Below are 23,591 nucleotides of genomic sequence, written 5' to 3' on the forward strand. Positions count from 1 at the left end.
GAACGCGGCTCTCGCGACTCCCAAGCGCAAGGCTCCCGGATTCGCCCTGCTCGGCACGCCCGGATATGAGGGCGACGTCGTCCTCGAGCTCAAGACCGTCGCGGACATCGCGCTCGTCGGCTACCCGTCTGCGGGCAAGTCGAGCCTGATCGGCGCGATCTCCGCCGCGCGGCCGAAGATCGCCGACTATCCGTTCACCACGCTGCACCCGAACCTCGGCGTCGTCCAGTCGGAGAACTTCCGCTACACCGTCGCCGATGTGCCCGGCCTCGTCGAGGGCGCGAGCGAGGGCCGTGGACTCGGCCTCGAGTTCCTCCGTCACGTCGAGCGCTGCACCGCTCTGCTGCACGTCCTCGACTGCGCCACCCTGGAGCCGGGGCGCGACCCGATCTCCGATCTCGACGTGATCCTGGGCGAGCTCGGAGCATACGAAGTGCCCGAGGGACAGACGCCGCTGCTCGAGCGTCCTCAGTTCATCGCCCTGAACAAGATCGACGTGCCCGAGGCCCGCGATCTCGCCGAGATGGTGCGTCCCGATCTGGAAGCCCGCGGTTTCCGCGTGTTCGAGATCTCCACGATCTCGCATGAAGGTCTTCGCCCGCTGACTCTGGCCCTCGGCGAGCTCGTCGACAAGCACCGCGCCGAGGCGGCCGTCGCGGCTCCCAAGGAGCGCGTCATCATCCGTCCGCGCCGCTCGAAGAAGGAATTCAGCATCCGTGTCGAGGGCGGCACCTACGGCAACGTCTACCGCATCATGGGCGAGAAGCCGGTGCGCTGGGTCCAGCAGACCGACTTCCAGAACGAGGAGGCCGTGGGCTTCCTCGCCGACCGTCTCGAGAAGCTGGGTGTCGAGGACGAGCTCTTCCGCGTCGGCGCGGTGCAGGGATCGACCGTCGTCATCGGCGAGGGCGACAGCATCGTCTTCGACTGGGAGCCGACGATGAGCTCCGCTGCCGAGCTGATGGCCGCGCCTCGCGGCACAGATCCGCGCCTCGCTCCGAACGATCGCCGCACCACCTCGGAGCGTCGCGCGACGTACTACGAGCGCATGGATGCCAAGGCTGCTGCTCGTGCGGAGGTGGAGGCTCAGCGCCTCGCGGCGTACCGCGAGGAAGGCGAGTGACCGCCCGCACCCGCGCAGACCTCGCCACGGCGTCCCGCATCGTCGTGAAGGTGGGGTCGTCCTCCATCAGCGGAGAATCGTCCTGGCGCATCCCCGTGCTGGTCGAGGCGCTTGCAGCCGCACACGCCCGCGGGGCCGAGGTCGTCCTGGTCTCTTCCGGCGCCATCGCCACCGGCATCCCGTTCCTGCGTCTCGATGCCCGTCCGACCGATCTCGCGACGCAACAGGCCGCCGCCGCGGTCGGGCAGAACATCCTCGTCTACCGCTACCAGGAGTCGCTGCGCCCGTTCGACATCGTCGCGGGACAGGTGCTGCTCACCACCGGTGACCTGGAGAACCCGATGTCGCGCTCGAACGCGCGGCGTGCGATGGAACGCCTGCTCGGCCTGCGCATCCTCCCGATCGTCAACGAGAACGACACGGTGGCGACGCAGGAGATCCGGTTCGGCGACAACGACCGTCTCGGCGCGCTCGTCGCTCAGCTGATCGAGGCCGATGCGCTCATCCTGCTCAGCGACATCGAGTCGCTCTACACGAAACCGCCGACCGATCCCGGTGCAGAGCCCATCGACACCGTGGCACCGGATGCCGATCTGTCAGGGCTCGAGTTCGGAGCGACGGTCGTCAACAGCGTCGGGACCGGGGGAGCCGCGACCAAGGTGTCTGCTGCGCGTCTCGCCGCGGCATCCGGCATCGGTGTGCTCGTCACGAGCGCAGACCTGGTGGACAAGGCCCTCGCGGGGGCTGAAATAGGAACCTGGTTCGAACCGGCGGTCTCCTAAACTGGGCGGATGACCGACCAGACTCCGCAGGTGCGCCTGGAGCGCGCCAAAGAGGCGTCTCGCGCCACCGCCGCCCTCACCAGCGACGACAAGGAGCGCGCGCTCGAGGCGATCGCTCTCGCCCTCGAGCAGAATGCCGCGGGCATCATCGAGGCCAACGCTCGTGACATCACCCGGGGCCGTGAAGACGAGATCGGTGAATCACTGATCGACCGTCTGCGGCTCGATGAGAAGCGCGTGGCCGCGCTGGCCTCTGCGGTACGCCAGGTGGCGGCTCTCCCGGACCCGGTCGGACGGGTCGTGGGCGGGCACCGGATGCCGAACGGCGTGGCCCTCGAGCAGGTGCGGGTGCCGTTCGGCGTGGTCGGCGCGATCTATGAGGCACGCCCGAACGTCACGGTCGACATCGCGGCGCTGGCGCTGCGATCGGGGAATGCCGTCGTGCTCCGCGGAGGCAGCGCTGCTCGCGACTCCAACGCCGTGCTCGTCGAGATCATGAGGAATGCGCTGGAGGGTGCCGGCGTCACGGCCGAGGCCATCCAGACCGTCGACGACTTCGGGCGGGACGGTGCCAAGGCACTCATGCACGGTCGTGGCTTCATCGACGTGCTCGTGCCGCGAGGGAGCGCCGGGCTCATCGAGACCGTGGTCACCGAGTCGACGGTCCCGGTCATCGAGACGGGCGCGGGCAACGTTCACATCCTGCTCGACGAGACCGCGCCCGACGACTGGGCGCAGGACATCGTGGTGAACGCCAAGGTGCAGCGCCCCAGCGTCTGCAACGCCGTCGAGACGGTGCTGGTCCATCGGCAGGCGGCGCCGCGGCTCATCCCGCTCGTCGCGAGCGCGCTGCAGAGCGAGGGCGTGGCCATCCACGGCGACGACATCGTCGCGGGCCTCGTCTCGAACGTCATCCCCGCCACGGAAGAGGACTGGGAGACCGAGTACCTGAGCCTCGACATCGCGATGAAGGTCGTCGACTCCCTCGACGAGGCGCTCGACCACATCCGCAGGTACAGCACCGGGCACACCGAGTCGATCATCACCACCGATTCGCGCAACGCCGAGCGCTTCCTCGCCGAGGTCGACTCCGCCGTCGTGATGGTGAACACGTCCACGCGCTTCACCGATGGAGGCGAGTTCGGGTTCGGCGCCGAGGTCGGCATCTCCACGCAGAAGCTGCACGCGCGGGGCCCGATGGGGCTCTCCGAGCTGACCAGCACGAAGTGGCTCGCGCGTGGGTCGGGGCAGACCCGCGGCTGAGGGCTAGACTGGGGGACGCTGTACCGCTCAGATCCCGCAGAGCACGCCACGAAACGGAGTCAGGATGAACCTCGTCGCACAGATCGCGATGGCCGCCGCCGAAGCCGAGCACACCGGCAATGTCGCGCTGGAAACGCTGATCTTCGGGGTCATCGCTGCGATCGTGTTCGCCTTCCTGGGCTTGGTCACCCTGTCGTACAAGAACGTCGCGAACCGTCATTCGGCCAAGGCCGAGGCATGGGCGGCGAAGCACGGCAAAGACGGACACGAGGCAGGACACGGCCACTGAGCCCGATGATGACCTCGCCCTCATGAACACTGCTGCGACCACGCGCACCCCGCGCATCGGCGTGATGGGCGGGACGTTCGACCCCATCCACCACGGCCACCTGGTCGCAGCGAGCGAGGTCGCGCACTCATTCGATCTCGACGAGGTCGTCTTCGTCCCCACCGGTCATCCGTGGCAGAAGTCCGATGTCACGCCGAGCGAGCACCGCTATCTGATGACGGTGATCGCGACGGCATCGAACCCGCAGTTCACCGTGAGCAGGGTCGACATCAACAGGGAAGGCCCGACGTACACGATCGACACGCTCCGCGATCTGAAGCAGGAACGGCCGGATGCCGAACTCTTCTTCATCACCGGAGCGGATGCCGTAGCGCAAATTCTCAGTTGGAGGGACCATGATGAGTTGTGGGAGTTGGCCCACTTCGTCGCGGTCTCCCGCCCGGGACACGTCCTGAGCACGGACGGCCTCCCGAGCGACAACGTCAGCCAGCTGGAGGTGCCGGCGCTGTCGATATCCTCGACCGACTGCCGAGTACGAGTTCGCGACGATCAGCCGGTCTGGTATCTGGTCCCCGACGGAGTCGTTCAGTACATCGCGAAGCATCATCTGTATCGGAGCAAGGCATGAGTACTTCGGATCAGCAAGATCACGGTCCGCTGACGCGCAAGCAGCTGCGGGAGATCCGTCTGACGGGTTCCACTCCCGTCATCACCCCGGAAGAGGCCGCTGCTGCGGCTGAGGCGGCCCCGCCCGCGCCGCCCGTGCCGTCTGCGCCCGAGCCCGTCGAGGCCGAGCCCGTCGAAGAGATGCCGGTCCCGGACGCGGAAGAGACGACGACTTCGACTGCCGATGAGGAGCCCCATCCAGCCGCCGGCGCTCCGCTCACCCGTCGACAGGTCCGCGAGCAGGAGCGGACCAGGACGGGCTCCGTCTCCGTCGTCGGAGCTGACGACGGTGAGCCGGACAGCGACGTCGGAGACCCTGCCGCGCGCCAGGAAGCGGTGGCGACCGACAAAGCCACCGCAGCCGGAGATGCCGAGGTCGAGCAGCGTTCCGTCATCGTGTCCGAAGTGCCTGATTTCATCGCGCGCGCATCCGCCGACACAGCGGGCGACGACGACGACATCGACGATGAGATCGTCCTGGAGCCCATCCCGGCTTCCCCGACGGTCGATACTGTCGGCGTCGTGCCGCTCGAGGTCACCGAGGAGCCTGCGGACACCGAACCTCGGGACGACGTCGCGGCCGTGCTCGGCTTCCCGGTCGCAACCGAGACCGAGGCCGGCACGGCTGACGATGATGTGCTCGCCGATGTCCACGAGGCGGATGACGACGACGTCGTCGATGACCCCCGTCCCACGGTCAACCCCGGCTTCGGCGAGGGTCTGCTCACGGATGCTCCCGAGGCGGCGGCGCCCGCTGCGTTCCGCCCGTCCTTCGACGAGCTGCTCACGGTGGGGGACTCCACCGGCTCGCAGCACTCCGCGCCGAACGCGCTGATCTTCACGCCGTCGCCCGGCGACGGATCGCTCTCGGGCCCGGTGGCTTCGACGGGCGAGATCCTGGTGACCGGCTCCTACGAGCTTCCCCGCGGTCTCGGCTCGCAGGGGCACGCGCACGGCACGACCGACGGCAAGGACATCGATGCGGTCCTGATCGACGGAGAGCTGGCGCCGTCATCCTCTCCGACGCCGATCGCCGCGAGCGCCGCTGTCAGCACGATCAAGCCTGCGGGCGAGGTCATCCGCCCTCCCGCTCCCGAAAAGGGCAACCGACTTCTGCTCATCCTGGCGATCGTGGCCGGAGGTCTCGCCCTCGCGGTGGGCACCGCCGTCATCGTCGCCTTCTCAACGAATGTGTTCTGATGCAATCACCTGAAACCGCCGAAGAGATGCTCCGTCTCGCCGCACAAGCCGCTGTCGACAAGGGCGGTGAAGACCTCGTCGCGCTCAACGTCTCCGAGCCGCTGCCGCTGGTCGACATCTTCCTGCTCGTCACCGGTAACAGCGAGCGGAACGTCGCCGCGATCGCCGACGAGATCGAGGACCGGCTGATCGAGTCGGGGCACAAACGCGTTCGCCGTGAGGGCCGCGCCGAGTCGCGCTGGGTCCTCCTCGACTTCGGCGACCTGATCGTGCACGTGTTCCATCAGGAGGAGCGGGTCTACTACGGCCTCGAGCGTCTCTGGAAGGACTGCCCTGTCGTCCCGATCGAGGTCTCCGAACACGTCTCCGAGCACGCGACAGATCGCCCCTGACGTGACTGTGCACCTGATCACCGGCGCAGGCTCCGGCATCGGTCAGGTTCTCGCGCGTCGCCTGCTCGAGCGCGGGGACGAGGTCATCGCCGTGGCTCGCGATGCCGGCCGTGCTCGCGAGATCGCGGCGGAGCTTCCCGGCATATCCACTCTCGTCGCCGATCTGTCCCAGCCGGGACGCATCTCCTGGGCGCTGTCGAAGCAGCATCTTCCGGAGCGCATCGACTCGCTTCTTCACGTGGCGGGCGTGGTCGATCTCGGCACGGTGGCTGACCTTGCACCGGCCATCTGGGAGCAGCAATTGGCCGTGAACCTCGTCGCTCCCGCCGAGCTGACGAGATTGCTCCTCCCCGTGTTGCGCGTCTCGGGAGGACAGGTGGTGTTCGTGAACTCGGGCGCCGGGCTGCACGCGCACGCCGGGTGGTCGGCCTACGCCGCGTCCAAGCACGGGCTCAAGGCGCTGGCCGACGCGCTGCGCGCAGAAGAGGCCGAGCACGGCGTGCGGGTGACCTCGATCTTCCCCGGCCGCACGGCAACCCCCATGCAGGAGCGCGTGCATCACCAGGAAAGTGCCGACTACGACGCCTCGCGCTTCATCAGCGCGGATGCGGTCGCGACGACCATCCTCACGGCACTCGACCTTCCACGCGACGCGCAGCTGACCGACCTCACGGTGCGCCCGGGGCGCTGAGTTGTCTGGCCGAAGGCCGGTCTCACACCGTCAGGCGGGTCCTCCGAGCCAGCATGCCGCGCTCTCCGCGCGTCTGGGGCGGGATCGCCGACAGAAGCGAACGCGTATACGGGTGTGACGGATTGCCGTACACCTCTTCCGTGACGCCGATCTCGACCATCTCGCCGAGGTACATCACGGCAACGCGGTCGGCGATGTGACGCACGAGCGACAGGTCGTGCGCGATGAAGACGATCGACATGCCCAGCCGCTCCCGCAGCTCGCAGAGCAGGTCGATGATCTGCGCACGGATCGAGACGTCCAGAGCCGACACCGGCTCGTCGCAGACCAGCACGTCGGGGTCCAGGGCGAGAGCGCGGGCGATGCCGATGCGCTGGCGCTGCCCGCCCGAGAACTGATGGGGGAATCGCGAGCCCATCTCGGGAGTGAGCCCGACGAGTTCGAGCAGTTCCGCGACACGGTCTCGTCGGCTGGCCGGCGTCCCCGTGCGGCTCGCCGCAAGTGGCTCAGCGATGATCTGCTGCACGGTCATCCGTGGGTTGAGTGACATGTACGGGTCCTGGAACACCATCTGCACGCCACGGCGGAGGGTCCGGCGATCACGCAACCTGCCGCGCGTGACATCCTCGTCGCGGTACCGCAGAGTGCCGGCATCCGGAGAGTCCAGACCCACGAGCATCCGCGCGAGCGTCGATTTGCCGCTTCCGGATTCACCCACGATCGCGAGGATCTCGCCGCTGTGCAGCTGGAGGTCGACACCCGCGACGGCGGCCACGCGATGCGCGCGGCGCCCGCTTCCGGTGCGGAAGGTGCGCTCGAGCCCGCGCCCTTCCAGAATCGGCGCGGAGCCGTCGTCCTCGGTGGCGGCGCTCACGTCCTGCGGCATCGAGTTCAGCAGCTGCAGGGTGTACGGATGCTGCGGCGCGGTGAGGACGTCGTCCGCGCTGCCGGCTTCGACGATACGCCCGGTGCGCATGACTGCGACCCGGTCCGCCACCTCCATCACGACGCCGAGATCGTGAGTGATGAGGAGGAGGCCCATGCCGAGGCGGTCGCGAAGGGACAGGAGCAGATCGAGGATCTGTGCCTGGACAGTGACATCGAGCGCGGTCGTCGGCTCGTCGGCGATGATGAGATCGGGGTCGAGCGCGATGGCCATGGCGATGAGGATGCGCTGGCGCTGGCCGCCGGAGAACTGGTGAGCGTAGTCGTGCACACGCTTGCCGGGTGTCGGGATGCCGACGAGCGTGAGGAGTTCGACAGCTCGGGCCAGCGCGGCGCGCTTGCTGACGTCGCGGTGTGCACGGATCAGATCGACGATCTGGTCGCCGATGCTGAGCACGGGATTGAGTGCGGAGAGGGCATCCTGCATGACGAGGCTGACCTTGACGCCCCGCAGCCGACGGTGCTGCTCGGCGGTGAGCGTGAGCAGATCGGTCGTGCCCAGCGTCATACTCGTGGCCTCGACGACGCCGTTGTCGATGAGCCCCATGATCGCGCGCGCCGTCATGGACTTGCCCGAGCCGGACTCCCCGAGCAGGGCGAAGACCTCGCCCCGGCGCACCGCGATGTCGATGTCGTCGACGACCCGGTTCGGGCGCCCGTCGGTCGACAGGGTCACGGTGAGCCCGCGGACGTCGAGGACGCTTCCGCCCTCAGATGCTGACGTGTTCTCCATGCTTGCCATCATGCCAGGAGACTACCTCTGAAATGTTTCGAACAGGAAACATCTCAGCCGAAATTATTCAGCAAGGTTGACATATACGCCGAAATCAACGAGATTCGAGGAATTCTCCTCTCGTTGACGGGGAAAGTCATCCGCACCACCGAACCGAAGGAGCGCATCCGTGCTCGAAGAAGCAGACCGGTACGCCGGCTACACCGCCTACGACTACCTCGAAGCGGGTAAGGACTACCGAGAGTTCCGCTACGCCAAGCAGATCGGCCGTGTGGCGGCCTACGAAGGTCTCGACCTCAGCGACACGCAGAAGGAGCGCACCGAGCGCCTGCTGCGCGAGGAGACCGTGATCTCCCTGCACGAGCACGTGCAGGTCTTCCCGGAGGACATGGGGGAGCTGCGCGATCACATCCGTCAGGGCCGGGAACCCACCGGCTACCAGGGGCTGGCGCGCTCGGGTCTCACCGCCGTCTTCGACAACGGCATGGACGGCACCTGCTGCATCTCGAGCGATGCCGGCTGGAAGTATCAGGACGTGCTGTTCGATCTCGGCGTGCGCATGGCCGACCTCGCGCACCAGGACTTCGTGATCAAGGCCGAGTCGATCAAAGACATCCGGCACGCGGCCGAGACCGGACGGGTCGCCCACATCTTCGCGCTCGAGGCGTCGACCATGATCGAGAACGAGGTCGACCGGCTCGACGTGCTCTACGGCTTCGGCGTGCGACAGATGGGCATCGCCTACTCGGAGGCCAACATGCTGGGTGGCGGGCTCAAGGAGCGCGGCGACGGGGGACTCACGTACTTCGGCGAGCGCGCCGTCGAGCGCATGAACAAGCTCGGCATCGCTATCGACATCTCGCACTCCGGCGACCAGACATGCCTCGATGTGATCGCCCATTCGAAGCTGCCGGTGTTCATCACGCATGCAGGTGCCCGCGGACTGTGGCCGACGAACCGGATGAAGACCGACGAGACGATCATCCAGTGCGCGAAGCGCGGTGGCGTGATCGGCATCGAGGCCGCTCCGCACACGACCATCTCGCCGCAGCATCCGAAGCACTCGCTCGAATCCGTGATGGACCACTTCCAGTACTGTGTCGACCTGGTGGGGCTCGAGCACGTCAGCTTCGGCCCCGATACGCTCTTCGGCGACCACGTGGGGCTCCACGACGCCTTCTCGTCGAACCTCTCGCTCGGTCAGGCGCACGCCAACGTCGAGTACGAGAAGCAGCCGTACGTCGATGGCATCGAGAACCCGGCCGAAGCCTTCTACAACATCATCGGCTGGCTTGTGAAGCACGACTACTCCGACGACGAGATCCGCGCCGTCGTCGGTGGGAACACCATGCGCGTACTCGAGGAGGTTTGGGTCTGATGAAGCACAGCAGGTTCCTCGCGCTCGGCGCGGCCGCGGCTCTCGCCGCCGGTCTCGCCGCCTGCGCACCCACCGCGCCGGAGCCGGGGGAGACCTCCGGCAGCACCGGGCCGAGCGATGAGACGCTCAGCATCGGCACGACGACCGACGTGGTCAACTTCAACCCGGTCCTCGGCAACAGCCGGACCGACTCGTGGATCACCAACCTGATGTACCCCCACCTCCTCAGCATCAGTGAGGACGGCACCAAGGAGGCCCACGTGGCCACCGACTGGGGCTACGTCGACGACACCACCGGCTTCTACGAGATCCGCGACGATCTGACGTGGAGCGATGGCGAGCCTCTCACGGCCGAGGACGTCGCATGGACCCTGAACGCGGTCAAGCGCGACCAGGCTCCCGGAACGTTCTTCGGTCAGCTCGGCAACCTCGACACCGCGACGGCGGTGTCGGAGACGCGAGTCGAGCTCACGCTCACGCAGCCGGACTCGTCGATCATCGAGGAGATCGGGTTCTGGGGCGTCGTCGTCCCGAAGCACGTGTTCGAGCCGAAGGGATCGATCGCCGAGTTCCCGAACGACGGGAGCGACGGCGGCTGGGTGGGCATGGGACCGTTCGTGCTGAGCGACTTCCAGGTCGGCCAGCACTACACGCTCGAGCGCGTCGAGGACTACCCGCTCGTCGAGGGCGGAGTCCCCGGTCCCGCGGAGGTCGTCTACCGCGTCTACCCGGACGTGAACACCGAGATCCTCGCCTTGCAGAGTGGCGAGATCGACGTGATCGCGAACGCCCTTCCGCCGGCGCAGGTCGAGCAGCTCAGCAACACCGACGGGCTGCAGGTCGTCGAGGCACCGGGTCTCGGTTACGCCCACCTCGTCTACAACATGGAGAAGCCCGACCTCGCCAAGACCGAGGTGCGTCAGGCTCTCGCCCATGCCGTCGACTACGAGGCGATCCGCACCGTCGTGCTGCAGGGCCAAGCCGTCTCGACCGGCTCCAGCGCACTCATGCCGGTGCTGGCGAAGTATTACGACGACTCCGTCACCGAGTACGAGTTCGACCCCGAGAAGTCGCGCTCTCTCATGGAGGATGCCGGATACACGGCGAACGCTGATGGGAACTTCCCCGTCTCGTTCCGCCTGATCTACTCGCTCCAGGACAGCGTCACCAGTCAGTGGGCGCAGCTCGTGAAGGACAGCGCGGCAGAGGCGGGCATCACGATCGAGCTGCAGGGCACCGAGCGGAACACATACCTCTCGATGACCAACGCGGGCGACTACGACATCTACGCCGGCAACTTCGCGATCATGGACGACCCGGTGACGAACTTCGCCCTGTCGTACCTGCCGGGTGGAGCGATCAACTACACCCACGTCGACGACCCAGAGCTCAACGCCCTGATCGAAGAGGGCATGGTCACCTTCGAGGAGGACCGGAAGATCTCCATCATGCGCGAGGCCAACAAGATCGTGCAGGAGCAGGTCTACGACAACATCATGTACACGCAGAACCTGTTCTTCGCCGCCAGCGACGAATGGTCCGGCTTCATCTCGAAGCCGAGTGAGCTGCTCTCGATCGTCAACCCGCTCTCGCTCGCGAGCGCGCATCCGGTCGAATAACACCGCTGGAATCTCGAGGAAGGTCGCCCGGGTGTCCCGAGCATCATTCATTCTCCGTCAGGTAGGCAGAGGTCTGCTCACGATCTGGTTCGCCGTGACCGTGACGTTCCTGCTCCTGCGCCTGCTGCCGGGCGATCCGGCGCTGGCGCTGGCGAGCCCGAACATGACAGAAGCGATCCGGGCGACCATCCTCGAGCAGTACGGCCTGGACCAGCCGCTCATCGTGCAGTACGGCCTGTACATGTGGCAGCTGGTCCAGGGCAACCTCGGCATCTCGTTCACCCAATCGATCCCCGTGCTCGACGTGCTTCTGCAGCGGCTGCCGTGGACACTCCTGCTGACGCTCACCGCGCTGGTGCTCACGATCGTCATCGGCATCCCGCTGGGAGTCGCGGCCGCCGCGCGCAAGGGACGCTTCCTCGACCGGGCGGTACAGATCGTCGGAGTCACGGGGCAGTCGCTCTTCGTTCCGAGCGTGGCGATCCTGCTGCTGTTCGTGTTCGGCTTGAACCTCGGCTGGTTCCCGATCGGGGGCGCCTACACGAACGACACCTACGGCATGGACTGGTACCTCAGCGTCGCGCAGCATCTCGTCCTGCCCGCGGTATCGCTCATGCTGATCCAGGTGGGATCGTACGTCCTGACGATGCGCTCGACGCTCATCGAGACCCTCGGCGAGGACTACATCCTGCTGGCGAAGGCGAACGGCCTCCGTGGGCGTCGTATCCTCTGGAAGCACGCGCTCCGCAACGCGCTCCTCCCGACCACGACCCTGATCGGTCTGCAGCTCGGATTCCTCGTCGGCGGGGCGGTGCTCACCGAGACGGTCTTCGCCTACCCGGGGATCGGCCGCGGGATCTACGAGGCGGTCACGCAGCTCGACTTCCCGGTTCTGCAGGGCGCGTTCCTCATGCTCGCCACGACCGTCGTGGTCGCGAACACGATCACCGACATCATCTACGGCTATCTGGACCCGAGAGTGAAGACCTCATGACCGCGCCGCTTCCTTCCTCCGTCCCCCTGCTGCCCTCCGAGCCCGCCGCCGTGGGCAGCGAGCGCGCGGGCGCGCACACCTGGCGCGCGTTCCGCCGTGACCCGCTCGGCATGATCTCGCTAGGACTACTGATCCTGCTCGTCGCCATCGCGCTCGCCGCACCCCTGATCGCGCCGTATCCGGCGAGCTACGGGCCGGATGTGCTGCAGCCGCCGAGCGGAGACCACTGGTTCGGCACCGACGCGCTCGGCCGCGACGTGTTCGCCGAGGTCATCTGGGGAACGCAGCAGAGCGTACTCGTCGCCGTGGCGGCATCCGTGATAGCGATCGTGTTCGGCACGATCATCGCGGTGATCGGCGCCTACTTCCGCAAGCTCGACACCATCATCAGCGTGATCGTCGACATGACGCTCTCCCTGCCGGTGCTGCCCCTGATGATCCTGATCGCCGCTCTCGTCGGGCCGAGCACGTCGACCATCATCTTCGTGGTCGCGGCCTTCTCGTGGCCGGAGGTGACGCGCCTCGTGCGGTCCCAGGCGCTGACGGTCGTCGGTCTGCCCTATGTCGACGCGTCCCGACTCATGACCACCTCGCCGCTGTGGATCATCTCGCGGCATCTGCTGCCGGCGGTCACTCCGGTGGTCGTCGTCTCGGTCGTCGTGACGGCGTCGCGCGCCGTGCTCTCGGCTGCAGGGCTCGCGTTCCTCGGGCTGGGCGATCCGACCACGTGGTCCTGGGGGCGCGTGCTCTACGAGGCCCAGCAAGCCGGGGCGATGGTGAGCGCCTGGTGGCTCACTCTGTTCCCGTCGATCGCGATCCTGATCCTGGTGCTGTCAGCCACACTGCTCTCGATCGCCTACAACGACGCGCGCAACCCGCGTCATCTGGCCCGTTAGGAGGCTGTCGTGACGGATTTCGATCAGCGTCTCGCCCCGGAGTTCTTCGACCAGGTGCAGGCCCGCGTGCGCGAACGCCTGGTGGAGGAGGGCTTCGACGCGTTCCTCACCGATCATCCGGAGGACATCGCCTACCTCACCGGCTTCTTCCACCACCCATCGGAGCGTCCGGTCGCGGTGTGGATCGAGGCGACCGGACGTGTGGTGATGCTGCTCCCGGAGCTCGAGAGGGAGTACGCGCAGTCGCAGTCGTCACGCTCCGAACTGGTGGCCTTCTTCGAGTACCCGGGAGTCGTCGCGCCCTTCGACGTGCTCGCCCGCGCGGTCTCGCTTCGGGGGCGCGTCGGCTTCGCTTCGACCATGCCGTATCAGCGTCTGACCGCCGCACGCGCGGCGATGCCGGATGCCGAACTCATCGGCTCCGATCTCCTCACTCGCGCGCGGTACATCAAGTTCCCCGAGGAGGTGGCCCTGCATCGTGAGGCGGCGAGGATCACCGACCGGATGCTCGATGCCGGTGTACAGCTGGTCTCCGACGCCGTCGCTGCCGGCGGCGACCTGCCCACCGAGGCGGAACTCGAGAGACACGTGACCTCCGCGGGAACGCGTCTGATGTACGCCGAACACCGTAACGTCGTGGTGGCATCGCTGCTCGCGGGCGGGCTGGTGTACTCGGGCGCGAACTCCGCATTCCCGCACGGCCTGCCGTCGGTCAACCAGCTCAAGGCGGGTGACACGTTCATGCTGTCGCTCGGGTGCGCGGTCGGCGGGCGCTTCATCGAAGGGGAGCGGACCTTCGTCCTCGGCGAGCCGACCGCCGAGCAGCGGCGGTTCCACGACACGATCCACGCGGCTCAGCAGCTCGGTCGAGAAACGATCCGCCCCGGGCTCGAGTGCCGCGAGGCGAACCGGCTCTGCCTCGATGTGATCCGCGAAGCCGACCTCGGCGAGTTCATCCGTCATCGTCAAGGCCACGGCATCGGACTCGGCATGCACGAGGCGCCCTGGCTGGAGGACGGCGATGCGACCGTGCTGGAGGTAGGCATGGTCGTATCGAACGAACCCGGGATCTACGTGCCCGGCCATGCGGGCTACCGCATCAGCGACAGCATGCTCGTGACGGAAGACGGCGCCGAGGCGCTGACGACCTTTCCCCGTGGTCTCGACGACTGCACCATCGCGCTCTGACGCCTCCCCATCAACGCACCCGGATCTTCAGAAAGAGGACGACATGACATCCACCCCGCCGGTATCGCCGGAGTTCGCCGCAGCCACCAGCGACCACGAATGGGTCGAGATCAACGGCAACCACCTCGCCGTCGAAGTGCTCGGCCCCGAGGGCGCACCTGTCATCATCACGCATCACGGGGCGCCGGGGCTCGGTTCCCGGGCGGAGCCGCGCGCGAGCTTCGGACGCCTCGCCGACGAGTACCGGGTGGTCGTGTTCGACGCCAGGGGGAGTGGGCAGAGCGAGGGCGAGGGTACGTGCAGCCACGAGCAGTGGGCGGCCGACATCGATGGTCTGCGCGAGTGGGTCGGCGCCGAGAAGATCGTCATGGCCGGCGGATCGTACGGCGGGTTCATGGCGATGGAGTACGCACTGCGGTACCCGGACCGGGTCGCTGCCATCGTGTTGCGCGACACGTCGGCCGACAACTCCAATGCGCACCTGGCCAGGGAGAACGCGCTCGCCTCGGACCGGGTGACCATCGACATGGAGAAGTTCGACCGCATCGACGTCGGCCAGGTGCGCGACGACGAGGATCTGAAGGACTGCTGGCGGGAGATCCTGCCGCTCTACGACTTCGTGTTCGACCCTGAGGCGACGGAGCGCAAGGTGCAGGCGACGCCATACCGCTACCGCGCCCACAACTACGCGTTCTCGGTCAACCTCCCGAACTACGATCTCAAACCACGACTGCATGAGATCGCGGTGCCGACACTCATCACCGTGGGGCGGACGGACTGGATCACGCCAGTATCGTGTAGCCAGGTGATCGCCGACCTCATCCCGGACTCCGAGATGGTGGTGTTCGAGAAGTCGGGTCACTCCCCGCAGATCGAGGAGGCAGAGGCGTGGACCGAGACCGTGCGCGCGTTCCTGCACCGGGTGCACCCGCCGCTGACCCGATGAGCAGCATTCAGATCGGCCGCGAGGTCAGCGACCTCGACCGTCGCATCGTCGTCGCGCTGCAGCAGGACGGCCGAGCCAGCTGGACATCGATCGCCGAGTTCGCCGGAGCATCCGTGTCCACCGTCACCCGCCGCGGCCAGCAGCTGCTGGCCGAGGGTGTGGTGCGGGTGGGAATCGTGCCGACGCTGGGCAGCGAGGGGCATGTCGAGACCTTCTTCGTGCGGATCAACTGCACACCGGGGTCCCAGCTGACGGTCGCGCAAGAGCTCATCGGTTCGCCGTTCGTGCGGTTCGTGACGCTGGTGACCGGCAAGTTCGATGTGTTCGCCGAGGTCGTGATCCCCGGGGACTCCGCCACATACGCGCACGTGCTGACCGACCTGCAGGCGATTCCGGGCGTCGAGCGCTGGCGCAGCGATCTCGTCGTGCACACCTACAAGGTGAGCTTCGACTGGGGACGCCAGCTCTATGACGCCCACGCCGAGGCGACGAGCGACCCGAAGTCATACATGCCCGCGCCGAACACCTGCGATCCGACGCATTTCGATGACGCAGATCGCGCGATCGTCGAGGAGTTGCGGCACAACGGCCGCGCATCGTTCCCGTCGATCGGCGCGAAGCTCGACATGAATGAAAGCAGCGTGCGGCGCCGTTATGAGCGCATGCGCAACGCGGGCTGCCTCACGACAGTGACGATGGTGCCGGCGTCGGCGCTGGGGATGAGCGCCGAGACGCTCCTCATCCTGCGTGTGGAGCCGTCACGGATCGCCTCTGTCGCGCAGACGCTCGCGCAGCACGTCTCCGTGCGCTTCCTCGCCGCAGCGCTCGAGGAGAACTCGCTCTACTGCGAGATCATCCTTCCGAGCACCGAGACGCTCCACGATTTCCTCACCGGCACGATCGCGCACCTCAAGGGTGTGCGCGGCTGGAACGCCTCGATGGAACTCGTCTTCATGAAGCGCGGCTTCATCGAGACACCGTGGTGGCGCGCTCAGGTGGCCTCCGCCGGCGCGATCGACGTGGAGGCGTAGCGCTCTCAGAGGTCGTCGTCGTCCGCGTCTTCGGAGCCGGCTGCGACTCGGTCGGCTTCCGCGCTGTCGACGAGCGCGTCATCGACATCCGTGTCGGGCACCTGCTCGCCGTCGACCTCCCTCGTCGGGACGCCGTCGGTCTCGCCGCCGTCGGGGATCGGGATGATGGGGGGAATCGGGTTCGACATGATGGCATCCTTCGCTCAGGGGAACTGGATGCCGCCACCGTACGGCGGACGATCGCAACGCGGTGAGCGGGTTGACCGCGACTGAGGTGCGCGCTAAGACGGAAAAGCCCCCGTGTGAACGGGGGCTTCTCGGTGGACCTGAGGGGATTCGAACCCCTGACCCCCTGCATGCCATGCAGGTGCGCTACCAACTGCGCCACAGGCCCAAACGCTGCTTCCGGATGCCGGAGCAACTTGAAAAGAGTACTACACGAATCCGCGGGAGCACCAATCGGGATGCGGCTCCCGGGCGCGTCGCCGGCACCTCCGGAACAACGGCGCGACCGGAGATGTTCCATACATCGTGAGCATTCTCGACAGCCTCGTGATCGGCGCAGGGCAGGCCGGTCTGTCGTCGTCCTTCCACCTGACGCGGCTCGGGATATCTCACGTCATCCTCGACTCCGGAGATCACGCCGGAGGGGCCTGGCAGCACCGGTGGGACGCGCTGACGATGCGCGATGTGCACGGCGTCGCCGAGCTCCCCGCCGACACCGCACCGCCCCGCGACGGGGAGAGGGCGAACGTCGCGGTGCCTGCCTACTTCGCCGCCTACGAGCGGAACCATGCTCTGCCGGTCATCCGGCCCGTGAAGGTCGATCGCGTCGAAGATCACGACGGATTGCTTGTGGTCCGCGCGCAGGAGCGCGAGTGGCTGACACGCACGCTCGTGAACGCGACCGGGACGTGGACGCATCCGTTCCTCCCGCACGTCCCCGGCATGGAGACGTTCGTCGGCGAGCAGCTGCACACCGTGGACTATCCGGGCCCCGCGCACTTCATCGGTAAGCGCGTGCTCGTGGTCGGCGGGGGAGCGTCGGCCGTGCAGTTCCTCGGCGCACTCGCGCCCCTCACCGACACGCTCTGGGTCACCCGCCGTGTGCCGGTCTGGCGCACCGACGACTTCTCGCCCGAGGCGGGTGCCGCGGCCGTCGCGCTGGTCGAGCAGCGGGTGGCCGCCGGCCTTCCGCCGCAGAGCGTGGTCAGCGTCACGGGACTCATGCTCCGGCCGCAGGAGCGTGAAGCCGAGCGTCTCGGCGCTTACGCCGACCGCCGCCCGATGTTCGAGCGCATCGAGCCGGACGGCGTCCGGTGGTCGGACGGCTCCTTCGAGCGTGTCGACGCGATCCTGTGGGCGACCGGGTTCCGACCCGCGATCGCGCATCTCGCGCCGCTCCGTCTGCGCAGCGCTGCCGGCGGCATGCAGCTCGATCGAGACGGCCGGGGGACGACGGCGGTCGCCGACCCGCGGGTGCAGCTGGTCGGCTACGGACCCTCCGCGAGCACGATCGGCGCGAACCGCGCCGGACGCTCGGCGGCGAAGGGCGTGCAGCGGATGCTGCGCCTCTCGGAGGCATCCTTCACCTCGGGCGCCCCGTCGCTACGCTGAGGGCATGCTTCGCATCGTGTTCGCGGTCGTCTGGCTGCTGCTGTCGGTCTGGCTGCTCATCTGGGTCGGCGAAGGGCTCTTCGGCGTGGACCAGCGCCACTCGATCCTGCCGTTCTCGGGCGAGGACACCCTCGGTGCTCCGATCCTCATCGGCGTCGCGTGGGGGCTCCTGCTGACCTTCGGCGGGATGTTCCTCGGGTTCTCCGGTCGCAAGCGACCGCGCGGAGAGCTGCAGATCGGCGTCGGCACGATCGTGGAGATCTCGCGCACGGGGCTCACGGTGAACGACGTGCCGCAGTACGACCTCTACATCCGTGTGACGCCCGCGACCGGCGACGATTTCATCGGACAGCTGCGGATGCTGGTGGACGCGAGCGACTTCGCCGCCCTCCAGGTGGGAAACCCGATGCCCGTGCGCTACAGCCTGACGGATCAGGACACGGTCGAGGTCGCGGACCTCTCCGAGCCGGCTGTCCGCGACGCCCTGATGCAGTGGCGCATCGATCGCGGCCTGATCGACCCGCGCCAGGTGCGCGCGCGCACGACGGGCACGCAGGTCCCGGCATCCGTCCTCGAGGTGCGCCCGACCGGACGCCGGAAGGAAGGGCAGTCGGAACTCGCCCTGCGCGTGCTGATGGCACCGGAGGGAGCCGCCACCTGGGAGGCGGACACCACCGTCTTCGTGTATCCGCAGGCCATCCCGCACCTGCAGGTTGGCGCGCCCGTCTGGGCGTTCTACCGGCGCGAGGATCCGCAGACGGTCGCGATCACGATCGAGAAGGAGGCCGGGCGATGAACCCCATGGACACCCTCATCTGGCTGCTGAACTTCCCTGAGGCGCACGGCTACGCGATGGTCTTCATCGCCGGATTCTCGATCCTCGGACTGTTCGCCCTGTCGGTGCGCGGAGTCGCTCCAGGCGGCGAGCTCCGCGCCATCCGCGAACGCGAGGGTCTGCTGCGACCCGAGGAGCGCTCGCGCGGGCTGGTCGGCGGCAGCATCCTGCGCATCGTCTTCCGCGTGCTGGCCTTCCTCATGCTCGGATCGCTCATCATCGGCATCCTCAGCCTGACCGGGGTGCCGGTGACCCGCGCGTACATCTACGACATCGGGCGTGCGACGACCGCGACGATGGACGGAGACTGGGTGACGTTCACCACCGCTGACGGCGTCGAGTACACGCTCGAGAGCAACTTCTTCACCCCTGCCGTCTATCCGGACCGCGACGTCTCCCTGCCGAGCGGACAGCCCGTGGTCGTGCGCTACCTGCCCTCGCATCCCCAGGCCTTCGTGATCGACAGCGCGCAGACGCCGCGCTGAGCACCGCGACCGGTGTCGGTCTCGGAGCGTAGGGTGAGGATATGTCGCGCATCCTCGTCTTCGGCGGCCACGGCCGCATCGCCCTGCTCCTCGCCCCTCTGCTCACCGAGAGGGGAGACGAGGTCACCGGAGTCATCCGCAATCCCGACCACGCCGCCGACGTCGACGCGGGCGGTGCCCGAGCGCTCGTGGCCGACATCGAGACGATGGACGTCGATGCTCTCGCCGAGATCATCCGCGGTCACGATGCTGTCGTGTGGTCCGCCGGTGCCGGCGGCGGAGATCCGCAGCGCACGTACGCGGTCGACCGCGACGCCGCCCAGAGGTCGATGGATGCCGCGGAGCGTGCAGGCGTCCGCCGCTACGTCATGGTCTCCTGGATCGGATCGACTGCCGATCACGGAGTGCCGGAGGACGATTCCTTCTTCGCCTACGCCGACGCGAAGTGGGCGGCGGACGAACACCTGCGCGGCACCGAGCTGGAGGGGACCATTCTCGCCCCCGGTACCCTCACGCTCGACGAGCCGACCGGCAGGGTGCAGCTCGACCCGGAGGGCAACGGCGAGGTGTCCCGTGCCGATGTCGCCGCGGTGATCGCTGCCTCGCTCGCAGAGCCCTGCACGATCGGGCGGACCCTCCGCTTCGGAAACGGCAGCGCGGAGAGCTCCCTGCCGATCACTGAGGCGCTCGCCTGCTGAGGCGACCGCAGAGCAGGAGCAGAGGGCTGGAAATGCGGTGGCATCGCGGGTGGACGGCTGGGGTCCTGGTGGCCGCCGCAGCAGTCCTCTGCGCCGCCCCGGCCGCTTACGCTGCGCGGGCGCCGACTGTCGCGGACTCGTCGGCCGCGGTCCGATCGGGTCCGAGCAGCCGCGCCGCCGACATGGTCGCGCAGATGTCGGTAGCGCAGCAGGCCGCGAGCGTCGTCATGGGCCATGTGTCGGGGACGGATGCCGGTGCGCTCCGCGCCTACATGGAGTCCGGATTCGGCGGGTTCATCCTGATGGGTGCCAACATCCCGGCGACCGAGGCCGAGCTGCAGGCGCTGACAGCCGCGCTGACCATCGATCCTGCCCTTCCGCCGCTGATCGCGGTCGACCAGGAGGGCGGCCTCGTGTCGCGTCTGCTCGGCGACGACTTCGCGGCGTCCACCACGTTGAAGGGCCGCCCGGTCGCAGACACGTCCGCGGCGTTCGCCGCGCGTGGCTCGCTCGTGGCCCGAGCCGGGATCACCGTGAACTTCGGAACGATCGCCGACTTCACCTCGGACTCGAGCTCGTTCATCCACGGCCGCGCGCTCGGCACCGACCCGGCGAGTTCAGCCGAGCGGGTCGCGGCGGCGACGACGGTTCAGGAGCAGTTCCTCGGATCGACTCTCAAGCACTTCCCGGGGCATGGCGCGGCACCCGGTGACTCGCACAGCGCGATTCCGAGCACGACGATCGGGCTGGAGGAGTGGCGCGCGAGCGAAGCGCTACCGTTCGCAGCGGGGATCGACGCGGGAGCCTCCCTGGTGATGTTCGGCCACCTGTCCTACACCTCGGTCGATCCGGCACCGGCCTCCTTGTCGCCGACCTGGCACCGGATCCTGCGAGAGGAGCTCGGGTTCGACGGCGTCACGGTGACCGACGACCTCGGCATGCTGTTGTCGTCCGGCGATCCCGCATACTCCGACCCGATCGCGAACGGGGTCGCTGCGGTGGCGGCCGGCAACGACCTGGTGCTCATGATCGCCGGGTCCGACGCCGGAACAGCCGGGCAGATGGCCGCCGGTATCGCGGCCGCCGTCGACGCCGGCACTCTTCCCGCCGAGCGCCTGGCAGAGGCAGCCACCCGCGTGATGGCACTGCGACTGGAGTCCTCGGCGCAGCCAGCGCAGTGGACGGTGTGCGCGGACTGCGAGCCGGCCGGCTGAACTCAGGCGATCCGGGCGGGGACCTCCGCTGTGTTCTCACCGAGCCAGGCGCCGAGCAGCGCCGCACGCAGGGCAGCGCCCCGTTCCGCGAAGCCGCGTTGACGGCGGACGTACTCGGCCTTGCCGTCGGGAGTCTCGATCGGCACGGGCACGACGCCCCACGCCGACAGATCGTACGGGGCGGCCTGCATGTCGAGCAGGCGGATGTCGCGCGCGAGTTCGAACGCATCGAGCAGCAGCTCACCCGGGATGAGGGGGCCGAGCTTCATCGCCCACTTGTAGAGGTCCATCCCCGCATGCAGGCAGCCCGGCTGCTCGAACAACGGCTGCTCCTCGCGGGACAGCGCCGTGCGGTTGCGGGGAACGGCGTCAGGCGTGAAGAAGCGGAACGCGTCGAAGTGGGTGCAGCGGAGGTCATGCCCCTCCACGACGGCGTCCGTTCCGGCCTGTCCCAGTCGCAGGGGGACCGGATGCCGGTGCTCGTCGGCCCGGTACACCATCGCCCATTCGTGCAGCCCGAAACAGCCGAACTGGCCGGGTCGCGACGCCGTGCGGCGCAGCATCCGCTCGATGAGACCCGCGAGCTCGGTCTTCTCGCGGGCGAAGGCGACAGCATCCGGCACGACCGCTCTGTCGACCGATCCGGGGGAGTACCAGCGCCACGACAGGCGCTCCGAAGCGTCAGCCAGCTCGATTCCCGCGCCGGGGTGCCAGCGACGCAGCTGCGCAGGCTTATAGGCGTAGTACGTGAAGAGGAAGTCCCAGACCGGATGCTTCTCGCCACGCGCCGCACGGTCGCGGTGCTCGGCCGTGAGGTCATTCGCTCGTTGCCGGTGCAGAGCCTCCCGCGCCAGCCACTCCTCGCGTGCGAGCGTCATGTCACTGCAGGATGCCGGCCTCGCCGAGCTGATCGCGCAGGCCCGCGCCGTCTTCGGCGCTCACCCAGGGAGCGGAGTCCGGCGCGTGCGGTTCCGGCTCGGCGCGGCCACCGGCCAGTACGGCTTCGGCGGGGGACAGGCGGCGGATGGCGACACCCGCGACGGAATCGGGGTGCTCTTCCATGAACTGGGTGTAGATCGACTCGTCGTGCTGACCGTCATCGCCGATCAGCAGCCACTTCACGTGCGGGAACTCCGTGGCGAGTCGCCGCAGGTTGGTGAGCTTGTGATCACGTCCGCTGCGGAACCAGCGGTCATGCGTGGGGCCCCAGTCGGTGAGCAGCATCGAACCCGCAGGGAAGAGGTGACGGCTGAGGAAGCGCCACAGCGTCGGTGCGACGTTCCAGGCACCCGTCGACAGGTAGACCATGGGTGCGCCGGGATGCTGCCGCAGCAGCTGGTCGAGAAGCACGGCCATGCCGGGGACGGGGAGACGCGCGTGCTCATCGAGGACGAAGGAGTTCCAGAAGGCGATGAACGGACGGGGGAGTGCCGTGACCATCACGGTGTCGTCGACATCCGACAGCACGCCAAAAGTCGTCTCTGCGGCGACGATGAACGCGCGCGCTTCGACCGGCTCCTGGTCTTCCACCGAGATCATGAAGGTCTGCCATCCGGGCTCGAGATCGGCGTGGATGACGGTGTCGATCACTCCTCCGCGGTCGGCGACGACCTGGTGGGTGGAATCACCGAAGTGCAGGTTCACGGCGGCGAAGCTCACCGGGATGCCCACGAAGCTGCGCCAGCCGCGCACGCTGGCGGGCTCGCCGTCGCGCGTGCTCCGCGCCGGCGGGACGATCAGCACCCGTCCGACCACGCGGACCCATCCGGGTCCTCCGTATCCGGGGAAGGGGAGGATGGTCGCGACACGTCCACGGCGCCGCGCGCGCCCCTCACGCCAGACGTGAAGGCGGTGTTCGAGACGCGCGAACCAGTGGATTCGAAGCGCCGAGGGTGCGGAAGCCATTGGCTCAGTCTTTCACGTCGACGTCCGTGTCCGCGTCCTCCGCGTCCAAGTGACGGGATTCCAGCCGGTGCAGGAGCTTCTTGCCGAGGAAGGCGAGCACGAGGAACAGAGCGATGATCCCCACGAAGATGTAGCCGGCGAAATGCACCCGGTCGACGAGCTCGCGAAAGCTGCCGGCGGCGAGTGACGACACACTCACATAGGCGGTGGCCCAGATCACGCAGGCGGGAGCCGTCCACGCGAGGAAGCGACGATACGGGTACTCGCTCATCCCGACGGTGAGCGGCACGAGTGAGTGCAGCACGGGCAGGAACCGGGACAGGAAGATGGCGATGCCACCGCGACGAGCGAGATAGTTCTCCGCGCGGACCCAGTTCTTCTCACCGATCCTGCGTCCCAGCCAGGATGAGCGGATGTGCGGGCCGAGCCAGCGGCCGAGCACGAAGCCGATGCTTTCGCCGATCAGTGCTCCGATGACGACCGCGACGCCCATCGCGATGCCCTCGAGGGGAGTGGCGACGCCGATGGACGCGATGATGACGACGGTGTCGCCGGGGACGATGAGTCCGATGAGGATGCTGGTCTCCAGCATGACGGCGAGCCCGGCCACCAGAGTGCGCGTGATCGGATCGATCGACTGCACCGTGTCGAGGAGCCAGAGCAGGAGGTCGTCCACCTCATGAGGATACGGGAGCACCCCG

Annotated in this window: 25 protein-coding genes and 1 tRNA gene; 20 read left to right on the top strand and 6 right to left on the bottom strand. The window is 67.8% G+C overall.

Translation table 11 applies throughout. The features are described 5' to 3' along the window. The 8 genes from obgE to RS85_RS02770 all read left to right on the top strand — a co-directional run. The coding region (gene obgE, locus RS85_RS02735; protein WP_046011900.1) for a GTPase ObgE at window positions 1-1,123 on the top strand (1,123 nt) is incomplete at its 5' end. Further along, window positions 1,120-1,905: a glutamate 5-kinase gene (proB, locus tag RS85_RS02740; RefSeq protein ID WP_046011901.1), complete on the top strand. Its 786-nt coding sequence runs from the start codon at window positions 1,120-1,122 to the stop codon at window positions 1,903-1,905. The genes obgE and proB, both read left to right, overlap by 4 nt. 9 nt (window positions 1,906-1,914) lie before the next feature. Continuing rightward, entirely contained in the window at window positions 1,915-3,168 is a 1,254-nt protein-coding gene (locus RS85_RS02745) for a glutamate-5-semialdehyde dehydrogenase (protein ID WP_046011902.1), read from the top strand. A gap of 64 nt (window positions 3,169-3,232) precedes the next feature. After that, window positions 3,233-3,457, top strand: coding sequence for a hypothetical protein (locus RS85_RS02750; protein ID WP_046011903.1), 225 nt, complete (start codon window positions 3,233-3,235; stop codon window positions 3,455-3,457). A 22-nt stretch (window positions 3,458-3,479) separates the two neighbouring features. Beyond that, window positions 3,480-4,085, top strand: a complete 606-nt coding sequence (gene nadD / locus RS85_RS02755) for a nicotinate-nucleotide adenylyltransferase (protein WP_046011904.1) — start codon at window positions 3,480-3,482, stop codon at window positions 4,083-4,085. Next, window positions 4,082-5,323, top strand: coding sequence for a hypothetical protein (locus RS85_RS02760; protein WP_046011905.1), 1,242 nt, complete (start codon window positions 4,082-4,084; stop codon window positions 5,321-5,323). Before nadD ends, RS85_RS02760 begins: the two co-directional genes overlap by 4 nt. Beyond that, window positions 5,323-5,715, top strand: coding sequence for a ribosome silencing factor (rsfS, locus tag RS85_RS02765; protein ID WP_046011906.1), 393 nt, complete (start codon window positions 5,323-5,325; stop codon window positions 5,713-5,715). Before RS85_RS02760 ends, rsfS begins: the two co-directional genes overlap by 1 nt. Window position 5,716: 1 nt before the next feature. Continuing rightward, window positions 5,717-6,406, top strand: coding sequence for an SDR family oxidoreductase (locus RS85_RS02770; RefSeq protein ID WP_046011907.1), 690 nt, complete (start codon window positions 5,717-5,719; stop codon window positions 6,404-6,406). 22 nt (window positions 6,407-6,428) lie between these two features. On the opposite strand, the gene RS85_RS02775 is transcribed toward RS85_RS02770, so the two are convergent. Then, entirely contained in the window at window positions 6,429-8,096 is a 1,668-nt protein-coding gene (locus RS85_RS02775) for a dipeptide ABC transporter ATP-binding protein (protein WP_200894781.1), read from the bottom strand. Window positions 8,097-8,253: 157 nt separating this feature from the next. Between RS85_RS02775 and RS85_RS02780 the strand changes: the two genes are divergently transcribed. The 7 genes from RS85_RS02780 to RS85_RS02810 are packed head-to-tail and all read left to right on the top strand — an operon-like array spanning window position 8,254 to window position 16,136. Continuing rightward, a complete protein-coding gene (locus RS85_RS02780; RefSeq protein WP_046011909.1) occupies window positions 8,254-9,462 on the top strand; it encodes a dipeptidase in 1,209 nt (402 codons plus the stop codon). After that, the gene (locus RS85_RS02785; RefSeq protein WP_046011910.1) at window positions 9,462-11,081 is read left to right on the top strand and encodes an ABC transporter substrate-binding protein; all 1,620 of its coding nucleotides are present in this window, start codon (window positions 9,462-9,464) and stop codon (window positions 11,079-11,081) included. The genes RS85_RS02780 and RS85_RS02785 overlap by 1 nt, the downstream gene beginning before the upstream one ends. A gap of 31 nt (window positions 11,082-11,112) precedes the next feature. Next, window positions 11,113-12,075 (top strand): ABC transporter permease, encoded by a 963-nt coding sequence (locus RS85_RS02790; protein WP_046011911.1) that lies wholly within the window; start codon window positions 11,113-11,115, stop codon window positions 12,073-12,075. Then, window positions 12,072-12,971 (top strand): ABC transporter permease, encoded by a 900-nt coding sequence (locus RS85_RS02795; RefSeq protein WP_046011912.1) that lies wholly within the window; start codon window positions 12,072-12,074, stop codon window positions 12,969-12,971. The genes RS85_RS02790 and RS85_RS02795 overlap by 4 nt, the downstream gene beginning before the upstream one ends. 9 nt (window positions 12,972-12,980) lie before the next feature. Then, window positions 12,981-14,159: a M24 family metallopeptidase gene (locus RS85_RS02800; RefSeq protein ID WP_046011913.1), complete on the top strand. Its 1,179-nt coding sequence runs from the start codon at window positions 12,981-12,983 to the stop codon at window positions 14,157-14,159. A gap of 43 nt (window positions 14,160-14,202) precedes the next feature. Further along, the gene (locus tag RS85_RS02805) at window positions 14,203-15,105 is read left to right on the top strand and encodes an alpha/beta fold hydrolase (protein WP_046011914.1); all 903 of its coding nucleotides are present in this window, start codon (window positions 14,203-14,205) and stop codon (window positions 15,103-15,105) included. After that, window positions 15,102-16,136 (top strand): Lrp/AsnC family transcriptional regulator, encoded by a 1,035-nt coding sequence (locus tag RS85_RS02810; protein ID WP_046011990.1) that lies wholly within the window; start codon window positions 15,102-15,104, stop codon window positions 16,134-16,136. Before RS85_RS02805 ends, RS85_RS02810 begins: the two co-directional genes overlap by 4 nt. Window positions 16,137-16,141: 5 nt before the next feature. Here the strand turns inward: RS85_RS02810 and RS85_RS02815 are convergent, their stop codons facing one another. Continuing rightward, on the bottom strand, window positions 16,142-16,324 hold the full coding sequence (locus RS85_RS02815; protein WP_046011915.1) for a hypothetical protein: 183 nt from the start codon (window positions 16,322-16,324) through the stop codon (window positions 16,142-16,144). A gap of 133 nt (window positions 16,325-16,457) precedes the next feature. Further along, a tRNA-Ala gene (locus RS85_RS02820) sits at window positions 16,458-16,530 on the bottom strand. A gap of 137 nt (window positions 16,531-16,667) precedes the next feature. On the opposite strand from RS85_RS02820, the gene RS85_RS02825 reads away from it, so the two are divergent. The 5 genes from RS85_RS02825 to RS85_RS02845 all read left to right on the top strand — a co-directional run bounded on the left by RS85_RS02825 (window position 16,668) and on the right by RS85_RS02845 (window position 20,985). Further along, window positions 16,668-17,753: an NAD(P)-binding domain-containing protein gene (locus tag RS85_RS02825; RefSeq protein ID WP_046011916.1), complete on the top strand. Its 1,086-nt coding sequence runs from the start codon at window positions 16,668-16,670 to the stop codon at window positions 17,751-17,753. Window positions 17,754-17,757: 4 nt separating this feature from the next. Next, entirely contained in the window at window positions 17,758-18,549 is a 792-nt protein-coding gene (locus RS85_RS18890; RefSeq protein ID WP_052703321.1) for a hypothetical protein, read from the top strand. Then, window positions 18,546-19,073 carry a DUF3592 domain-containing protein gene (locus RS85_RS02835; RefSeq protein ID WP_152642318.1) on the top strand — a complete coding sequence of 176 codons (528 nt, stop codon included), beginning with the start codon at window positions 18,546-18,548 and terminating at the stop codon, window positions 19,071-19,073. The genes RS85_RS18890 and RS85_RS02835 overlap by 4 nt, the downstream gene beginning before the upstream one ends. Before the next feature lie 41 nt (window positions 19,074-19,114). Then, a complete protein-coding gene (locus RS85_RS02840) occupies window positions 19,115-19,771 on the top strand; it encodes an SDR family oxidoreductase (protein WP_046011918.1) in 657 nt (218 codons plus the stop codon). A 68-nt stretch (window positions 19,772-19,839) separates the two neighbouring features. Continuing rightward, window positions 19,840-20,985, top strand: coding sequence for a glycoside hydrolase family 3 N-terminal domain-containing protein (locus RS85_RS02845; RefSeq protein WP_235282313.1), 1,146 nt, complete (start codon window positions 19,840-19,842; stop codon window positions 20,983-20,985). Window positions 20,986-20,987: 2 nt separating this feature from the next. On the opposite strand, the gene RS85_RS02850 is transcribed toward RS85_RS02845, so the two are convergent. The 3 genes from RS85_RS02850 to RS85_RS02860 are packed head-to-tail and all read right to left on the bottom strand — an operon-like array spanning window position 20,988 to window position 23,566. Beyond that, complete coding sequence (locus tag RS85_RS02850) at window positions 20,988-21,863, bottom strand: hypothetical protein (protein ID WP_046011920.1); 876 nt, start codon at window positions 21,861-21,863, stop codon at window positions 20,988-20,990. Window position 21,864: 1 nt separating this feature from the next. Beyond that, complete coding sequence (locus RS85_RS02855; protein WP_046011921.1) at window positions 21,865-22,890, bottom strand: App1 family protein; 1,026 nt, start codon at window positions 22,888-22,890, stop codon at window positions 21,865-21,867. A 4-nt stretch (window positions 22,891-22,894) separates the two neighbouring features. Continuing rightward, window positions 22,895-23,566, bottom strand: coding sequence for a DedA family protein (locus RS85_RS02860; RefSeq protein ID WP_046011992.1), 672 nt, complete (start codon window positions 23,564-23,566; stop codon window positions 22,895-22,897). Between the last annotated feature and the right edge of the window lie 25 nt (window positions 23,567-23,591).

This window comes from Microbacterium sp. SA39 (assembly GCF_000967865.1).
Lineage (GTDB): Bacteria > Actinomycetota > Actinomycetes > Actinomycetales > Microbacteriaceae > Microbacterium.

What these genes read in the sequence shown, in the direction of transcription:
- RS85_RS02745 (WP_046011902.1), top strand. Translation starts at nt 1,915, where the DNA reads ATGACCGACCAGACTCCGCAGGTGCGCCTGGAGCGCGCCAAAGAGGCG.
- RS85_RS02750 (WP_046011903.1), top strand. Translation starts at nt 3,233, where the DNA reads ATGAACCTCGTCGCACAGATCGCGATGGCCGCCGCCGAAGCCGAGCAC.
- nadD (WP_046011904.1), top strand. Translation starts at nt 3,480, where the DNA reads ATGAACACTGCTGCGACCACGCGCACCCCGCGCATCGGCGTGATGGGC.
- RS85_RS02760 (WP_046011905.1), top strand. Translation starts at nt 4,082, where the DNA reads ATGAGTACTTCGGATCAGCAAGATCACGGTCCGCTGACGCGCAAGCAG.
- rsfS (WP_046011906.1), top strand. Translation starts at nt 5,323, where the DNA reads ATGCAATCACCTGAAACCGCCGAAGAGATGCTCCGTCTCGCCGCACAA.
- RS85_RS02775 (WP_200894781.1), bottom strand. Translation starts at nt 8,096, where the DNA reads ATGATGGCAAGCATGGAGAACACGTCAGCATCTGAGGGCGGAAGCGTC.
- RS85_RS02785 (WP_046011910.1), top strand. Translation starts at nt 9,462, where the DNA reads ATGAAGCACAGCAGGTTCCTCGCGCTCGGCGCGGCCGCGGCTCTCGCC.
- RS85_RS02795 (WP_046011912.1), top strand. Translation starts at nt 12,072, where the DNA reads ATGACCGCGCCGCTTCCTTCCTCCGTCCCCCTGCTGCCCTCCGAGCCC.
- RS85_RS02805 (WP_046011914.1), top strand. Translation starts at nt 14,203, where the DNA reads ATGACATCCACCCCGCCGGTATCGCCGGAGTTCGCCGCAGCCACCAGC.
- RS85_RS02810 (WP_046011990.1), top strand. Translation starts at nt 15,102, where the DNA reads ATGAGCAGCATTCAGATCGGCCGCGAGGTCAGCGACCTCGACCGTCGC.
- RS85_RS02815 (WP_046011915.1), bottom strand. Translation starts at nt 16,324, where the DNA reads ATGTCGAACCCGATTCCCCCCATCATCCCGATCCCCGACGGCGGCGAG.
- RS85_RS18890 (WP_052703321.1), top strand. Translation starts at nt 17,758, where the DNA reads ATGCTTCGCATCGTGTTCGCGGTCGTCTGGCTGCTGCTGTCGGTCTGG.
- RS85_RS02835 (WP_152642318.1), top strand. Translation starts at nt 18,546, where the DNA reads ATGAACCCCATGGACACCCTCATCTGGCTGCTGAACTTCCCTGAGGCG.
- RS85_RS02840 (WP_046011918.1), top strand. Translation starts at nt 19,115, where the DNA reads ATGTCGCGCATCCTCGTCTTCGGCGGCCACGGCCGCATCGCCCTGCTC.
- RS85_RS02850 (WP_046011920.1), bottom strand. Translation starts at nt 21,863, where the DNA reads ATGACGCTCGCACGCGAGGAGTGGCTGGCGCGGGAGGCTCTGCACCGG.
- RS85_RS02855 (WP_046011921.1), bottom strand. Translation starts at nt 22,890, where the DNA reads ATGGCTTCCGCACCCTCGGCGCTTCGAATCCACTGGTTCGCGCGTCTC.